The sequence below is a fragment of the Aeromicrobium wangtongii genome, assembly GCF_024584515.1.
GTDB classification, from domain to species: Bacteria; Actinomycetota; Actinomycetes; order Propionibacteriales; family Nocardioidaceae; genus Aeromicrobium; species Aeromicrobium wangtongii.
Genome location: NZ_CP102173.1, coordinates 1,600,433 through 1,615,497, shown reverse-complemented (window position 1 = coordinate 1,615,497; position 15,065 = coordinate 1,600,433). Strand labels below are relative to the sequence as shown.

Genomic DNA, 15,065 nt, shown 5'->3' with positions numbered 1-15,065 from the left:
CTCCTCGAGGCGGTGGGCGGTTGGCCGTCGCCCTACACCGTCAAGCTGCCGACGGTCCTCGTGATGTTCTCGCCCTTCTTCTCGAGGAAGACGATCTCCCCGAACTCCAGGTTCAACCAGCCATCGTTCTCGGTCAGCGGCTCGGAGGCGAGGATGACGGACGTCGCCTCTTCCTCCGTGCAGTCCTCGAAGTCGTAGGTGGTCTCGTCGTCCTCGAAGTTGCGCCCCATCAGCAGATACATCGGCTCCAGCAGCATCGAGAGCGCGAAATCGTCGGTCCCCGGGCCGGACTTTCGCAGTTCCTGCCAGTCCCCCGCCGGGTCGGTCTCGCCCTGGTGTCCTGTGCCGAAGTTGACTCCGATGATGCGGTTCGGGGCGACCAGGGCCATCTTCAGCTTGGTCAGGCTCGGAAGCTCGAGGGTGTCCATGGCCTTGACGATGAGCTTCAGCATCTCTTCGAACCCACGCTGAACGCCTTCATCACTGTCGTCCTCGAGCAGCGAGAGCAGCAGCACGTAGAGGAACTCCGTGTCGGTGGTGCCGCGCATCTGCTTGAGGAACTCGTCCTTGCAGTGCTGCAGCAGCTCACGCTGCAACAGCTTCCAGTTCGGCAGATCACCATTTTGAGCGATCATCCACGGCGTGCCCTGGTAGGAGAACGGGTGGCAGTTCTCGTCGGCCAGGACCGCGGCCGAGTTGTAGTCGGCGGCTCGCACATGGGCGAGCAGCGTGCTGGCCTGGAGGCTCGGCACGATGCCGGCCACGTTGTCGTCGTAGAACGCAGCCATCGGTCGGTGGTAGAGCAGGGGCTCATCTGTCTTCAGCAGATGTTCGCTCCAGATCCCGAAACCCCAGCCGGCGAGCTGAAGCTGCGGATGGCGCTCCGGGTCGAGGGTCTGGTTGACGAGACTGTTCTCGGGCTTGAGAAGCAGATTCTCCACCGGTATCTCCGGCCCGATGTAGGCAAGCACTCGGCACATGAAGTTCCCTCACTGATGGTTCGTCGAATCTGGATCGGCTTTTCGCGCCTCAGCAGCCTAGGGGCGCGGGTGAGCGACCGTTGCGTCAGGGACGTCGGTTGACCCGGGCTCCGGCCCGGATCGCGCGAGGGATCTCGGCGATGTTGTCGACCACATCGTTCAGGCGCGCCAGATCCGCTGCGGGGGCCCGGGAGTCGAGCGTGACCGCGTACTCGATGCCGGTTGATCGCCATTCGGCATCGAAGCCACCGTCGACCTCGACGCAGATGCCGTCCACCGTGACGTCGAGTCGGCCTGCCTCCCGGTACGTGTCGTTCAGGACGCAGAGCGCCACTGACAAGTGCAGCAGGTGCGCGCCGTTGGCGGCCGGGCTGACGGAGACACCTTCATCGGTCCAGGTGTGGTGGAGCAGGACACCTTCCGACGAGCGCAGGCTGCCCGCGGCGGCACGTACGCCCAGCGGGGACAGGTCCATGGGGCGATTGTGCAGCCACCTGATGCCCCAGGTCGAGCGATCCGGCTCGGGCGAGCCAGCACTGATCGAGTCGGAGGTCCGGGTAACGTCCGGGGGTGCCCAGTTCCCGCCGATCCAGTGCTCGTCGGCGCAGCGCGTCCCCACGTCGTGGCGGGACACGACAGGCCACGCAGCCGTTGCCGGTCGCCGGGCCGGGCGAGCGGGTGTGGGTGCTCGACGTGCCCTACGGCACGCAGGTCGACGGGGCCATCTGGCACCCGGCGGTCAAGACCCACCTGTTCGTCGGGCGCGCCCTGCCTCCGCACCTCGCTCCGTACTCCCCCGGCGCGTACACGCTCGGCCGGTTCGTCGAGAACTCCCTGAACCCCGACGACCCGACGCCCAGCCCTGAGCCGACCGGCGCCCTCGAGCCGCGGAAGATCCAGTTCGAAGCGGCCGACGCGATCGCCGAGCGTGCCGCCGCCGGTGGCCGCCTGTTCCTCCTGGCCGACGAGCCCGGCGTGGGCAAAACGATCTCGGCCGTCCTCGGCGCGACGGCGGTCGGCGACCTCCGCGGTGCGCAGCGGGTTCTTGTCGTGGCCGACCGTCCCGCGGCGATCACGATCGGCCACTGGTGCCGCACGATCACCGCGCTGGGCGACGGTGGCCTCGAATGGGTCGTGATCACGTGGGACCGGCTTGAGAAGGTCAAGGACCACACGTGGGACGTGATCATCGCGGACGAGGCCCACGCACTGCGACGGACGACGACGAAGCGGTGGAAGTTCTGGGCGAAGGTCTCGGGGCACGGCAAGCCGCACGACAAGGCGCCGTTCGTCATTGCGACGACCGCGACACCCGGCCACACGCCACTCGAGCTGCCCTACCTCGCGCCCGCCTACGCGCAGGTGCTCGGCGAGCCGATGAAGGAGTGGACCTCGGCGACACAGCCCGGCGGCGTGTTCGCCGCCGCGCTCGAGCGCCACGGCGTCGGGGTGGAGCGCGGCCGCTACGGAGCGGAGTGGACCACCGATCCCGCGCGACGTGCGGCGGACCTCAAGCTGGTGCGGGGCTGGCTCTCGGACGATCGGCCGCCGGCGATGCTGCACCGCGCGGCGCCGTGGGGGCCGGTGCCGATCGCCGGCATGCCGGTGACCCTGACACCGACAGAGCGGACGGCCTACGAGGCGGAATGGGGCGAGTTCTGCCGTGAGATGGACATCGCGCGACGCGGCCGCAGTGTTGCGAAGGGCCGGGCCGCGCTGCTGCGCTTCCGGCAGAAGGCGGGGCTGATCCGGGTCGACTCGACGGTCGCCTGGATAGGCCAGCAGGTCCAGGCCGATCGCCAGGTGGCGTGCTCGGTCGAGTTCGTCACGACCGCCGCCGATCCGATCGCCGACCGGCTGCGTGACTCCGGCATCGAGGTGGCCTCGATCTACGGTCGCGACCGGTTCGACGTCGAGGCCGAGCGGCTCCGGTTCCAGACCGGAGAGGCGAAGGTCTGCGTGTTCACGACGGTCGCCTCGATCAGCCTGCACGCCGGCGAGACCCTCCCGGACGGACGCCGGTCGAGCACCGAGCCGCGGGTGGGCATCTTCCACCAGGCCCGCTTCTCGGGCATCGCCGCACGGCAGGTGACCGGCCGCACCCACCGCGATCACCAGGTCTCGCCGTGGCACATCGCCTACGCCGAGGGCACCGTCGAGGAGCAGGTCGGCAAGGTCATGGTCGAGCGCATCGCCGCAGCATCCGACACGGCAGGCAGCGACACCGCCGGCCTCACCGACATCGCCCAGCTCCTCGGGGCCGACTGGCTGCCACCCACGGCCATGACGACGAACGACGGCTGACAGCGTGACAACATGAACGGCATGGACGAGGACGGCACGCTTTCGGAGCAGGAGCGCACGGCGGTCAAGGAACGGGCGGCCGAGCTCAAGAAGCAGGCCCGGAACAGCCGGGCCAAGGACAAGGCGGCAGCCGACGCCGAGGACGTGCGGGCGAAGATCGCCGGCATGCCGGACGGTGACCGCGAGCTCGCCCAGCGCGTCCATGACATCGTCACGGACGTCGCGCCGACCCTCCAGCCGAAGCTGTACTACGGGCAACCCGGGTACGCCCGCAACGGCAAGGTCGTCTGCTTCTTCCGCAGCGGCCAGCAGGACAAGGAGCGCTACTCGACCTTCGGCTTCAGCGCCCAAGCAGACCTGGACGAGCCGGACGGCGTGTGGGCGACCTCGTACGCCCTGACCGATCCGAGTCAGAAGGCATGGGACCACCTCGCCGCGCTGATCCGCCGGGCGGCCCAGGAGTAGTCCGTCTCGTCTGCCGGAGACGTGGGGCGCCCCTGTCCGATCAGGTGCCGCAGTAGGTGATGTACCGGCCGAAATCCTGCGGGGCCGGGGCGGCGTAGCGCTCCAGGCCCGGACGCTGCTCGAACGGGCGCCGCACGACGTCCACGAGCTGTTCGACCAGGTCCGGCTCGCCGGCGGTCGCGGCGTCGAGCGCCTCCTCCACCAGGTGGTTGCGCGGGATGTGGACGGGGTTCGTCCGGTCCATCAGGGCTGGGTCAGGATCGAGAGCGCGCCAGCGGGCGAGCCAGTCGTCGATGCCGGCCAGATCGATGAACAGATCGCGGACGGGAGCGGTGTCGCCGCGGGCCGCGGACGACAGCGCGCGGAAGCCGCCGGTCCAGTCGACGTGGCTCGCGTGGAACAGCCCCAGCAGCTCATCGCCCAGCGCGGCGTCCGCCCCGGTGAGGCCGAGCTTGGCCGCGAAGCCCGCGGAGTAGCTGGCTGCGTACCTGGAGCGGAACATGCCGAGCGACTCCACCGCGAGCTCGACCGCACGCTCCTGGTCGTCCGCGAGCAGCGGCAGCAGCGCCTCGGCGAACCGGGCGAGGTTCCACTCCGCGGCCGCGGGCTGGTTGCCGTACGCGTAGCGTCCGCCGGTGTCGATCGAGCTGAACACCGCCCCGGGATCGAAGGACTCGATGAACGCGCACGGCCCGTAGTCGATGGTCTCGCCGGAGATCGTCATGTTGTCGGTGTTCATGACGCCGTGGACGAAGCCCACCAGCATCCACCGCGCCACCAGGTCGGCCTGGGCGGCGACGACGGCCTCGAACAGCGCCCGGTACGGGTGCTCGGCGCCCGCTGCCGCCGGGTGGTGACGGGCGATCGCGTGATCGGCCAGCCGTCGCAGCAGCTCGACGTCGCCGGACGCGGCGACGTACTGGAAGCTGCCCACCCGCAGGTGGCTGCTCGCGACCCGCGCCAGCACGGCACCGGGCAGGACGGTCTCGCGCCGCACGTCCCGACCGGTCGCGACCACTGCCAGCGCGCGCGTCGTCGGCACACCCAGGGCGTGCATGGCCTCGCTCACGACGTACTCGCGCAGCATCGGGCCGACGGCGGCGAGGCCGTCTCCCCCACGCGAGAACGGGGTACGTCCGGACCCCTTGAGGTGCAGGTCGCGCAGTCGTCCCTCACGGTCGGTCAGCTCGCCGATCAGGAGGGCACGCCCGTCACCGAGGCGCGGCGCATAGCCGCCGAACTGGTGGCCCGCGTACCCCTGGGCGACCGGCGTGGCGCCCGGCGGCACCGTCGTGCCGGTGAGCAGCCCGAGGCCGTCGGCGCTGCGCAGCGCGTCCGCGTCGAGACCGAGCTCGGAGGCCAGCGCCTCGTTGAGCACGAGCAACCGGGGGTCCGGCGTCTCGTCCGACTGCCACGGCACCGCCAGCTCGGGCAGCTCGGACGCGAACTGGTTGCCGATTGGAAGCGTCACCGGAGTCGTCGTCACCCCGTCCAGCGTAGTCGCGGGCCTCATCAGCGGCACGTCGTCGCGAGCGCGCCTAGGCTCTCGTCATGGAGCCCACAGTGAATGCCCGCAGGGCCGGCGACGGCATCGGCACCATGACGGCCTCTGCCTACCTGGAGACCGGGGTCCGACTGCACTACTACGACTGCGGCGACGGGGACGACACCCTCGTGCTGCTGCACGGTTATCCGCAGACGGCGTGGCAGTGGCGCCATGTGCTGGGGCCGCTGGCGGACGCCGGGTACCGGGTGATCGCTCCCGACTACCGCGGGGCCGGTCACTCCTCGCGTCCCAGCGACGGCCCGGGGAGGACGGCGGACCTGCGCGGTGGTGTGACGCTCCCGCGGGCCGGCTACTCGAAATGGACCATGGCCGAGGACATCCACCTCCTCCTGCACGAGCACCTCGGTCTGCGGCGGCCGGCGTTCGTGCTCGGCCTCGACATCGGCTCGATGGTCGCCACCGCGTACGCGTTCCGGTATCGCGACGCCACGCGGGCGCTGGGGTACGGCGAGGCCAGCCAACCGGGCACCGCGGTGTTCGACCGGTTGAGGAACTCCGCCATCGAGTGGCACTACAACTTCCACGCCCTGCTGGACCTGCCCGAGGCGCTGGTCGCCGGCCGGGAGCGCCTCTACCTGCAGTACTTCTTCGACCGCCACGCGGCCAGGCCAATGGCCGTCGACACCGATGCGTACGCGACCGCCTACGCGCAGGCCGGGGCCATGCGCGCCGGCTTCGACCTCTACCGCGCCTTCGACCAGGACGCCGACGACATCCGCGCCGCCGTGCGCGACGGCGGGAAGCTGACGATCCCATGCCTCGGCCTGTACGGGACGGCGAGCCTGGCGCACGCCGACGCGGCCGAGGACATCGGACGCGAGCTGGCCGATGACGTCACCGTCGTCGGCATCGCCGATGCGGGTCACTGGATCGCCGAGGAGAACCCGGAAGCGCTGGTCGAGAGCCTCCTGAAGTTCGACGGCCGCAGGACGTGAGCCGCTATTCCTCTGCTCTTTGCGGGATCGCAAGGTCTTTTTGCCGCGACTTGCGACCAAAACAAACTTAATTGTCAGAGGTATTGATTTCCGGGCGTGGTGCGGGTCACTATGGAGCTCCCCTAGTGACGACCGCAGAACGGATGAGCATGAAGCGAATCGGAGTCGACGTCGGTGGCACGTTCACTGACCTCGTGTTGTGGGACGACGACGGCACGGTCACCGTGCACAAGACGCCCTCGACCAATCATGATCCCTCCATCGGAACCATGGACGGCATCAAGGTCCTGGCCGAGCAGGCCGGGATCGATCCCAGTGAGATCGACATGTTCTTCCACGGCACGACCGTGGCCACCAACATCGTCCTGGAGCACAACGGCAGCGACGTCGGCATGATCACCACCGACGGCTTCCGCGACCTGCTGCACATCGCGCGCAAGAAGCGCCCGCTGAACTACTCCAACTACCAGGACCTGCCGTGGCAGAAGTGGCAGCTGGTCCCCCGGCGCAACCGCCGCACGGTCCCCGAGCGCATCGACGCCGCCGGCAACGTCATCACCCCGCTCGACGAGGAAGCCGTGCGTCGTGAGGTGCGCGTGCTGCGCGAGCGCCAGGTCGAGGCCATCGCGGTCGCCTTCCTGCACGCCTACCGCAACCCGTCCCACGAGCAGCGGGTCAAGGAGATCATCCTCGAGGAGTACCCCGAGGTCTTCATCTCGCTGTCCAGCGAGGTCGCTCCCCAGTACCGCGAGTACGAGCGCTTCTCCACGACGGCCCTGAACGCCTTCGTCGGCCCCAAGACCTCCACCTACGTCGCGAACCTGGCCGACAAGGCCGCCGCCGCGAAGGTCGGCGAGGACGTGCACCTGATGACCTCGGCCGGCGGCCTGGTCACCGCCCGCAGCGCCAGCGAGATCCCGGTCTCGCTGCTCACCAGCGGCGTGGTCGCCGGCCTGCTGGGCGGATGCGCGATCGGCAAGGCATCGGGATTCCCGAGCGTCATCACCCTCGACGTGGGCGGCACCTCCGCTGACGTCGGCGTCGCCCCTGACGGCCGGCTGCGGATGAAGCACCTCCTCGACACCCGGATCGGCGACTACCACGCGATGATCCCGATGGCCGAGGTCGACACCATCGGTGCGGGCGGCGGCTCGGTCGCCGTCGTGGACGAGGGCGGCATGTTCCGCGTCGGCCCGCGCAGCGCCGGCGCGTACCCGGGCCCCGCCTGCTACGACCGCGGCGGCGTGGAGCCCACCTCCACCGACGCGATGATGGTGATGGGCTGGCTCCGCGAGGACAGCTTCCTGTCCGGCACGATGGCCGTGAAGCGCGACCTGGCCGTGGACGCGGTCCGCGAGCAGATCGCCGAGAAGCTCGGCACCAGCATCGAGAAGGCCGCGATGGGCATCTTCACGATCCTGAGCCACTCGATGACTGAGGCGATCAGCCTGCACTCGGTGCGCAAGGGATACGACCCCCGCGACTTCTCCCTCGTCGCCGAGGGCGGCGCCGGGCCGCTGTACGCGTGGCAGATCGCCGAGCAGCTGAGCATCCCGCGCGTCATCGTGCCGGGCCACCCCGGCATCACCTCCGCGGTGGGGCTGCTGACCACCGACATCCGCTACGAGGTGCCCACCACGGTCTGGACGGCCTCGGACGACCCGGACCTGGCGCTGCTCCAGTCGGAGATGGACCGTCTGGCCACCGAGGCCGGCGACCAGCTCCGCGCCGACGGCATCCCCGAGCAGGACGTGAGCCTCGAGCGCAGCGTCGACTGCCGCTACGTCGGCCAGGGGTACGAGCTGCGCGTGCCGGCCCCGGCCGGCGAGATCACCACCGAGTGGGTGCAGCAGGTCGCCGACGCCTTCCACGAGGCACACGGCCGCACGTACTCACAGCGCTTCGACGACAAGTCGGTCCAGCTCGTCAACATCCGGGTCACCGGCGTCGGCACGGTGCCGCACGTCGAGATCCAGGAGATCGAGTCCGGCGGCACGGACGCCTCCGGGGCGATCAAGACCACCACCCGCGCCCTGTTCTGGGAGCGCGACTCCGCCGACCCCGTGTGGGTCGACACACCGGTCTACCAGCGCGAGAAGCTGCTGGCCGGCAACACCTTCACCGGTCCGGCGATCGTCGAGCAGTTCGACTCCACGACCATCATCGGCATCGGCCAGCAGGCCACGATCGACAAGGTCGGCCACATCATCATCGAAAGGGCTTCCGCATGAGCAAGGACGTCATGCCCACGACCGGTGTCTCCCTCGCCGGTGAGGCCACGCGCACCTGGAACGACGTCGAGGTCGACCCGATCACCCTGCGGGTCATCGGCGGCGCCCTCGACTCCACGGCCAAGGAGATGGCTCAGGTCCTGTACCGGATGGCCTACTCCAGCCTGATCAGGGAGTCCGAGGACCTCGGCGCCGGCCTGTTCGACGTCAACGGCCGCGAGCTGTGCGAGTCGGACTCGACGCCGATGCACTGCGGCTCGATCCCGGCGTACATCCGCGGGATCAACCGTCGTCTGGCCGGCACGTACAAGCCCGGCGACGTGGTCCTGCACAACCACCCGTACCACGGTGCGGCGCACTCCCCCGACTACGGCGTCGTCATCCCGATCTTCTGGGAGGGCGAGCACGTCGGCTTCGCCGGGTGCACCGGCCACGTCTCCGACATCGGCGGCAACTTCCCCGGCCTCTGCATGGACGTCGTGGACGTCTGGGCCGAAGGCAAGCTGATCGACTCGATGAAGATCTACGACGGCGGCGTGCGCAACGACGCGCTCATCCAGCACATCCTCGACAACGTGCGCACCCCCGAGCAGAACCGTGGCGACCTCGAGGCCCTCATCGCCTCGGCACGGATCGGCGAGAAGCGCTTCGTCGAGATGCTGGAGAAGTACGGCCTGGACGTCGTCATGAGCTCGGCCGAGCGCTGGATGGACTACTCCGAGGAGATGCTCCGCTCGCGCATCCGGGCCATCCCCGACGGCAGCTACGAGGCTCCCGTGGGCTACCTCGACGACGACGGCAAGAACCGGGACGTCCCGGTCGCCGTGGCCGTGCGGGTGCAGGTCGAGGGCGACGAGATCCTGATCGACCTCACCGGGTCGAGCCCCCAGGTGCCGACCGCCTTCAACGTGCCCTTCGAGGGCTCGGTGCTGCCGGTGGCGGTCAGCGCGATCCGCACCATCTTGCTGGACGAGGCCGTGATCGACGAGTACGTGCCGCAGAACGACGGCTGCTTCCGGCCGGTGAAGGCGTACGCCCCCGAGGGCACGATCTTCAACCCGGACTTCCCGGCGTCGTGCTTCGCGCGCTTCTCCCAGGTCAACCGGGTCTTCGACTCGATCAACCTGGCGCTGGCCCCGGTGCTCCCGGACCACGCGATCGCGGGCTCGTCGGCGGCGCTGTGCGCGATCGCCTACTCGGGTCTGGCCGACGACGGCGAGTCGTACTGGGTCTACATCGAGATCAACGAGGGCTCCTACGGCGGTCGCCAGGGCAAGGACGGCATGGACGCCGTCGACGCCCTGATGGCCAACACCCGCAACAACCCGATCGAGGAGCTCGAGCTCAACCACGCGATGCGCGCGCTGCGCTACGAGCTGAGGGACGACGCCCCGGCGCCCGGCAAGTGGCGCGGCGGCATCGGCAGCCACCGCAGCTGGTTGATGCTCACCGACACGTTCCTGGGCTCGGAGGCCGACAACCGCTCCGACCCGCCGGCCGGCGCGCTGGGCGGTCACGACGGCGTCTCGGGCTCGTTCGTCCGCAACGTCGGCACCGATCGCGAAGAGGTGCTGTACTCCAAGGTCACCCAGGAGATGATCCGCTCGGGCGACACGCTGGACATCAAGATGCCCTCCGGCGGAGGGTTCGGCGACCCGTTCGAGCGGGATGCGTTCAAGGTGCTCTCCGACGTGTGGGACGAGTACCTGACGGCCGAGGACGCCGCGCGCGACTACGGTGTCGTCGTCGACACGCAGACGTGGACGATCGACGAGGCCGGCACGGAGCGGTTGCGGGCTGCGAGGGCCGCGGTCTGAGCACCGTGCTGGGAGGGGGCCGCACGGCCCCCTCCCCCGGGCACCTGAGGGTGGACGAGGCCATCAACTCCGTCATCACCTGGGTGGAGCCGGGTGAGACGGCGGCCGGTCCGCTGGCTGGACTCACCCTCGGGGTCAAGGACAACATCGACGTCGGTGGGGTTCGCTCCACGTGCGCCTCCACCTTCTTCGCCGACCGGGTGGCCGACGAGGACGCCACCGTCGTGCGGCGCCTGCGCGCCGCGGGCGCCGCCGTGGTCGCCACCCTCAACCTGGCCGAGTTCGCCGTCGGCGTGACATCGCAGAACTCGGCCGCCGGCGGGCCGCGCAACCCGTGGGACCCGCGGCGGGTTCCGGCTGGTTCAAGTGGTGGGTCGGGAGCGGCGGTCGCGGCCGGCCTGGTCGACATCGCCCTGGGCACCGACAGCGGGGGCTCGGTCCGGCTGCCGGCCGCCGCCTGCGGCGTGGTCGGCCTGCGACCCACGCCGGGCATCCTGGACATGACCGGCGTCTTCCCCGTCAGCCCGGACTTCGACACCGTCGGCCCGATGGCCCGCACCGTCGACCTGGTCGCGCGGACGTTCGACGTCCTGTGCGAGACGCCCCGAAGCACCCGTCCCGCCCCCCGGCGGGTGGGGGTGCCGCGGCGGTTCGTCACCGACGACGTGGATCCGGACGTCGCGCGGGCCGTCGCCGATTTCGTCCAGCACCTGGGCGACCTCGGCCTGGAGGTCGTCGAGATCGACATCCCGTTGGCCGACGAGGCACAGAGCCACGTCTACACGCTGCTGTACCACGACCTGGCGCAGCTGCACCGAGAGCGGCTGGAGGAACCGGAGCGCTTCCAGCCGCCGACCTTGCAGCGGATACGCCAGGGCGTGTTCATCACGGCGGACCAGCACCGCGCCGCCGCTCGAGCGCGCAGCGACTTCCGGGCCGGGATGCGGCAGGTTCTGGAGAGTGTCGACGTGGTGGTCACACCCACCCTTCCGGTCGACGTCCCGTTCGCGCGCGAGGAGGAGGCGGTGCTGACCCAGTCGGTGCGGCTGGGCCAGCTGTCGTACCCGTGGTCGCTGCACAACGGGCCGACGATGTCGCTGCCGGTCGGCTTCCACGCCGGCTCCGGGATGCCGGTGGGCGCCCAGCTCACCGCTGCCCACTGCGACGAGGAGGCGTTGTTCACGATCGGCCGTCTCTACCAGTCCGAGACCGACTGGCACACGCGCCGACCGCCCGTCTGCCTCTGAGCGCCCGGAGCGGCACGGACGTGGGGTTCAGCTCACCGGGCTGGTGAGCAGCTCCATCTCCTTGTACGCGTCCTCGATGCGGTGCAGGTGCCGCTGCATCAGCGACATGGCGGTCAGCGAGTCCTGCGACTCGATGGCCGCCATGATCGCGCGGTGCTCGGCCTGCGAGGCCTCCCAGAAGTCCGCCGCCGCCCGGTCCGCCACGAACCGACGACTGAGCACCCGGAAGACGGGCGCGCACACCAGCTCGAGCATGGGGTTGCCGGACGCGTGCAGGATCTGCATGTGGAAGTCCTGGTGGCCGGCGTAGTCGGTCTCGAGGGCGGCCGAGTCGACGGATCGGCGCATCGTGGCCATCTGCTCCTCGGTCCGGTGGTGCGCCGCGCGTCCTGCCGCATGGACCTCGGTGAGCTGGCGCACGTCCATCAGCTGCTCGACGGTGACCGACAGCGCGGCGGCCATGAGGGTCACGCTGTTCTCGAGGTGCGAGGTGATGGCTGCGACGTCCGGGCTGGCCACGAAGGTGCCGCCGGTCGTCCCACGGGTCGTGTAGACCAGGTTCTCACTGGCCAGCGTGCGCATCGCCTCGCGGATCGTGCTGCGGCTGTTGCCCGACGACTCGATCAGCTCGGCCTCGCTGGGCAGCCGCTCTCCCGGCGCGAACTCACCGGAGAGGATCCGTTGCCGGATCTCTGCCGCCACGACTTCGTAGGCGGGAAGCTTCCCCTTGGTCATGCACGTCCTTCCGTTCCCGTGAAGTCAATCACGGACCGGGCCCACCGTGCCGGGACGTGGGCGACGTCAGCCCACCACGACGACTCGCTGCGGGCTCACTCCGGCCTGGACCTCGGTGCCACCGGGGTCGGTCGGCCCCTTGATCCCACGTCCCATGATCGCCACCCCGAGGTGGTACATCGCGGCCCTGGGCACCTCGACGCTCATCCGCGCCTCGCAGGTGCCGCCAGGGGTCAGGCGAGCCGTCGCGGGCAGGGCCTGGTCCGCCAGCGGGGTCGAGGACGTGGCCGCGGCGTCTGTCACGACCAGGCTCGCCGGCGCCAAGGAGGCGCGCACGCACTGACCCGGCCGGTCCCCCGGCATGTAGGCGTCATACGGCTTCTGCTCGCTGATGGTCACCTGGAGCTGGTGGGGCCTCGACGACGCAGCCGCCCCGAGCTCATCGGCCCGCTTTCTCACCTGGTCCGCGAGCGCGTCCTGCGCCTGCGCGGTCTGATCGGCCTGCTCCTTCGCCTGACGCTCCAGCGTGTCGCGATCGAACTGGCGCGACGGCTCCGCCTCGGGTGCGATGGCGGCCGCAGGAGGTGTGCCCCCGGGCTTCGAACCCGCTGCGTCGCCGCTCACGACGGCGACGATTCCGGCGGTCGCCAGACCAGCGACGGCAACGGCCACGAGGACGACGGGCGTGCGTTTCACGGATCCACCATGGGCTAGGGGTTGGCCCCAGTGTGGAACCCGGGCGAAAGGCTGTCAACGAACTCGTCATACCCTCCCGGCCGGCGGGGCACCGGACGGTCCATACTTGGGCGGGTCAGCCTTCGACGGCTGACGTCGCGGACGTGGTGTAGTTGCAGCACGCTTCCCTTCCAGGGAATGGGTCGAGGTTCAAATCCTCGCGTCCGCTCCACGCTTCCTTCCGCCGGATCGACGGCTGGGCGCTCGATGAAGGGCTCCCGCCCGGGTGGTCGCCCGGGCAGGAGCCCTCCGGTGGAGCCGCTACCTGGCGTGGCGGGCGGCCCGCTCGATCAGCGTCGTGATCTGCTTGGGCTTCTCCAGCATCGACAGGTGGTCAGCCTTGCGCGTGACGATCACACCCTCGGCGCGCTTGGCCATCGCGATCTGCTGGGCCGCGGGCAGCACCTTGTCGCGGGTGCCGACGAAGAAGTAGCTCTTGATCTTCTTCCAGGCAGGAGTCTTCGACGGGGCCTGCAGCGCGCTCAGCGCGATCGGGCTCTGGCTCGCCGCGAGCACCTTCGTGTGCGAGGTGGGCAGCTTCGCGGCAAAGGTGCTCTTGAACAGCTCGGGCTTGACGTAGGCGTCGACGTCACCCTTCGGCGCGTTCGCGTAGGGGACGAAGTTGAACACCGTGGTCGGGTCCTTCACCGCGAACGCCGAACCGGGCTTGGCGCCGGTCAGGTCGATGACGCTCTCCCCCTTCGCAGGTGCGTAGGCGTCGACGTAGACCAGCGCCTTGACCCGCGGCGTCTTGGTGGCCGCGTTGGTGATCACGCTGCCTCCGTACGAGTGACCGACGAGCACGACGGGGCCCTTGGTGGCCGCGTTGACGAACGTCGCGACGTTGGCCGAGTCCTGGCGCAGGCCACGCAGCGGGTTCGGTGCACTGAGGACGGTGTACCCGTCCTTCTGCAGCTTCTTGGTGACCGGCGCGAAACTCGACGAGTCGGCCCAGGCACCGTGGACCAGCACGATGGTGGGCTTGGCGGCGGTGCGAGCCGCCGCCGTGTGGGTGGAGTCGCCGGACGATGACGCGAACGCCGGGGCCGTCGCGCTCAGGCCGACGACGGCCGCGAGGGCCATGCCGGAGGTCACGATCTTGGTGCGTGTGAGGGGGCGGTGGATGGACATGGTGTTCTCCTTGTGGGTGGCGCGGACGCGCCGGTGGGTGGGTGTTGCGGGGAAAGGTGGGCCGGACCGGTCAGCGGTCGAGGAAGCCGATCAGCGCGTCGTTGAACTGGTCGGCGTGAGAGACGTTGATGCCGTGTGGGCCGCCCTCGATGAGGACCAGTTCGGCCCCGTCGATCGCAGCAGCCGCGCGCCGTCCGCTGACGTGGAAGGGCACGACGGCGTCCGAGTCGCCGTGGATGACGAGCGTGGGCACGTCGAACTTCTCCAGGTCGGGGCGGAAGTCGGTGCGTCCGAACGCGTCAGGTCCCGCGAGGGTCGCTCGCGGCGAGGCGGCGTTGGCCAGGTCGCGACCGTGCAGGCGCTGCGGCTCGCTGACGGTGGACGTGCCGGCGGCGGAGTAGAGCAGGGTGAGGAACTGGTCGGCGAATCCCGCTCGGTCGGCGCGGATGCCGGCCTCGAAGTGCGCGATCGTGCCGTCGTCCAGGCCGCCCTCGGGGTTGCCATCGGTGACGTGCAGGAACGGAGTCACCGCGCTGGCCAGCACCGCCTTGGCAACCCGGGCGGTGCCGTGGCTGCCGATGTAGCGAGCGACGGCGCCGCCACCGGCCGAGAAGCCGACCAGCGTGACGTCCGTCAGGTCCAGGTGGACGAGCAGGGCGTCCAGGTCGGCCGCGATGGTGTCGTAGTCGTGGCCGTCCCAGGTGGGTGTGGACCGCCCGAACCCGCGACGGTCGTAGGTGATGGCCTGGTAGCCGGCCTCGACCAGGGCGACGACCTGCTTCTCCCAGGATCGGCCGCTCAACGGCCATCCGTGGATCAGCACGACGGGGGCTCCCCTGCCCTGCACCTCGTAGTAGAGCTCGACGGGCGCACCGTTCTCGGCGCCCACAGTCAGCATCGGCATGTTCGTGTCTCGAT

13 protein-coding genes and 1 tRNA gene are annotated in these 15,065 nt (G+C 69.9%); 7 read left to right on the top strand and 7 right to left on the bottom strand.

Annotation, left to right across the window (positions count from 1 at the left end):
* Positions 1–32 precede the first annotated feature (32 nt).
* Together NQV15_RS08020 and NQV15_RS08015 are read right to left on the bottom strand one after the other, a co-directional pair.
* The gene (locus tag NQV15_RS08020) at positions 33–971 is read right to left on the bottom strand and encodes a class II glutamine amidotransferase (protein WP_232399298.1); all 939 of its coding nucleotides are present in this window, start codon (positions 969–971) and stop codon (positions 33–35) included.
* A gap of 94 nt (positions 972–1,065) precedes the next feature.
* On the bottom strand, positions 1,066–1,455 hold the full coding sequence (locus NQV15_RS08015) for an OsmC family protein (RefSeq protein WP_232399297.1): 390 nt from the start codon (positions 1,453–1,455) through the stop codon (positions 1,066–1,068).
* 95 nt (positions 1,456–1,550) lie between these two features.
* Between NQV15_RS08015 and NQV15_RS08010 the strand changes: the two genes are divergently transcribed.
* Together NQV15_RS08010 and NQV15_RS08005 are read left to right on the top strand one after the other, a co-directional pair.
* Complete coding sequence (locus tag NQV15_RS08010; RefSeq protein WP_232399296.1) at positions 1,551–3,284, top strand: DEAD/DEAH box helicase; 1,734 nt, start codon at positions 1,551–1,553, stop codon at positions 3,282–3,284.
* A gap of 12 nt (positions 3,285–3,296) precedes the next feature.
* Positions 3,297–3,749: a DUF1801 domain-containing protein gene (locus NQV15_RS08005; protein WP_232399295.1), complete on the top strand. Its 453-nt coding sequence runs from the start codon at positions 3,297–3,299 to the stop codon at positions 3,747–3,749.
* 40 nt (positions 3,750–3,789) lie between these two features.
* Here the strand turns inward: NQV15_RS08005 and NQV15_RS08000 are convergent, their stop codons facing one another.
* Positions 3,790–5,262 (bottom strand): protein adenylyltransferase SelO, encoded by a 1,473-nt coding sequence (locus NQV15_RS08000; RefSeq protein ID WP_232399294.1) that lies wholly within the window; start codon positions 5,260–5,262, stop codon positions 3,790–3,792.
* 38 nt (positions 5,263–5,300) lie between these two features.
* Between NQV15_RS08000 and NQV15_RS07995 the strand changes: the two genes are divergently transcribed.
* From NQV15_RS07995 to NQV15_RS07980, 4 genes are all read left to right on the top strand, one after another.
* Complete coding sequence (locus NQV15_RS07995) at positions 5,301–6,251, top strand: alpha/beta fold hydrolase (RefSeq protein WP_232399293.1); 951 nt, start codon at positions 5,301–5,303, stop codon at positions 6,249–6,251.
* Positions 6,252–6,400: 149 nt separating this feature from the next.
* Positions 6,401–8,482: a hydantoinase/oxoprolinase family protein gene (locus NQV15_RS07990; RefSeq protein WP_232399292.1), complete on the top strand. Its 2,082-nt coding sequence runs from the start codon at positions 6,401–6,403 to the stop codon at positions 8,480–8,482.
* A complete protein-coding gene (locus NQV15_RS07985; RefSeq protein WP_232399291.1) occupies positions 8,479–10,299 on the top strand; it encodes a hydantoinase B/oxoprolinase family protein in 1,821 nt (606 codons plus the stop codon). Before NQV15_RS07990 ends, NQV15_RS07985 begins: the two co-directional genes overlap by 4 nt.
* 50 nt (positions 10,300–10,349) lie before the next feature.
* A complete protein-coding gene (locus NQV15_RS07980) occupies positions 10,350–11,546 on the top strand; it encodes an amidase (RefSeq protein WP_232399290.1) in 1,197 nt (398 codons plus the stop codon).
* A gap of 27 nt (positions 11,547–11,573) precedes the next feature.
* Here NQV15_RS07980 and NQV15_RS07975 read toward each other — a convergent pair whose 3' ends face one another.
* Both NQV15_RS07975 and NQV15_RS07970 read right to left on the bottom strand, forming a co-directional pair.
* Positions 11,574–12,281, bottom strand: coding sequence for a FadR/GntR family transcriptional regulator (locus NQV15_RS07975; RefSeq protein WP_232399289.1), 708 nt, complete (start codon positions 12,279–12,281; stop codon positions 11,574–11,576).
* Between the two features lie 66 nt (positions 12,282–12,347).
* Positions 12,348–12,977 carry a hypothetical protein gene (locus NQV15_RS07970; protein WP_232399288.1) on the bottom strand — a complete coding sequence of 210 codons (630 nt, stop codon included), beginning with the start codon at positions 12,975–12,977 and terminating at the stop codon, positions 12,348–12,350.
* Between the two features lie 137 nt (positions 12,978–13,114).
* On the opposite strand from NQV15_RS07970, the gene NQV15_RS07965 reads away from it, so the two are divergent.
* Positions 13,115–13,188, top strand: a tRNA-Gly gene (locus tag NQV15_RS07965).
* A gap of 89 nt (positions 13,189–13,277) precedes the next feature.
* Here the strand turns inward: NQV15_RS07965 and NQV15_RS07960 are convergent.
* Both NQV15_RS07960 and NQV15_RS07955 read right to left on the bottom strand, forming a co-directional pair.
* A complete protein-coding gene (locus NQV15_RS07960) occupies positions 13,278–14,147 on the bottom strand; it encodes an alpha/beta fold hydrolase (RefSeq protein ID WP_232399287.1) in 870 nt (289 codons plus the stop codon).
* Between the two features lie 70 nt (positions 14,148–14,217).
* Complete coding sequence (locus NQV15_RS07955) at positions 14,218–15,051, bottom strand: alpha/beta fold hydrolase (RefSeq protein WP_232399286.1); 834 nt, start codon at positions 15,049–15,051, stop codon at positions 14,218–14,220.
* Positions 15,052–15,065: the final 14 nt, after the last annotated feature.

Coding starts and splice junctions, on each gene's coding strand:
- NQV15_RS08015 (WP_232399297.1), bottom strand. CDS start 1,455: ATGGACCTGTCCCCGCTGGGCGTACGTGCCGCCGCGGGCAGCCTGCGC.
- NQV15_RS08005 (WP_232399295.1), top strand. CDS start 3,297: ATGAACGGCATGGACGAGGACGGCACGCTTTCGGAGCAGGAGCGCACG.
- NQV15_RS08000 (WP_232399294.1), bottom strand. CDS start 5,262: ATGAGGCCCGCGACTACGCTGGACGGGGTGACGACGACTCCGGTGACG.
- NQV15_RS07995 (WP_232399293.1), top strand. CDS start 5,301: ATGGAGCCCACAGTGAATGCCCGCAGGGCCGGCGACGGCATCGGCACC.
- NQV15_RS07990 (WP_232399292.1), top strand. CDS start 6,401: ATGAAGCGAATCGGAGTCGACGTCGGTGGCACGTTCACTGACCTCGTG.
- NQV15_RS07985 (WP_232399291.1), top strand. CDS start 8,479: ATGAGCAAGGACGTCATGCCCACGACCGGTGTCTCCCTCGCCGGTGAG.
- NQV15_RS07975 (WP_232399289.1), bottom strand. CDS start 12,281: ATGACCAAGGGGAAGCTTCCCGCCTACGAAGTCGTGGCGGCAGAGATC.
- NQV15_RS07960 (WP_232399287.1), bottom strand. CDS start 14,147: ATGTCCATCCACCGCCCCCTCACACGCACCAAGATCGTGACCTCCGGC.
- NQV15_RS07955 (WP_232399286.1), bottom strand. CDS start 15,051: ATGCCGATGCTGACTGTGGGCGCCGAGAACGGTGCGCCCGTCGAGCTC.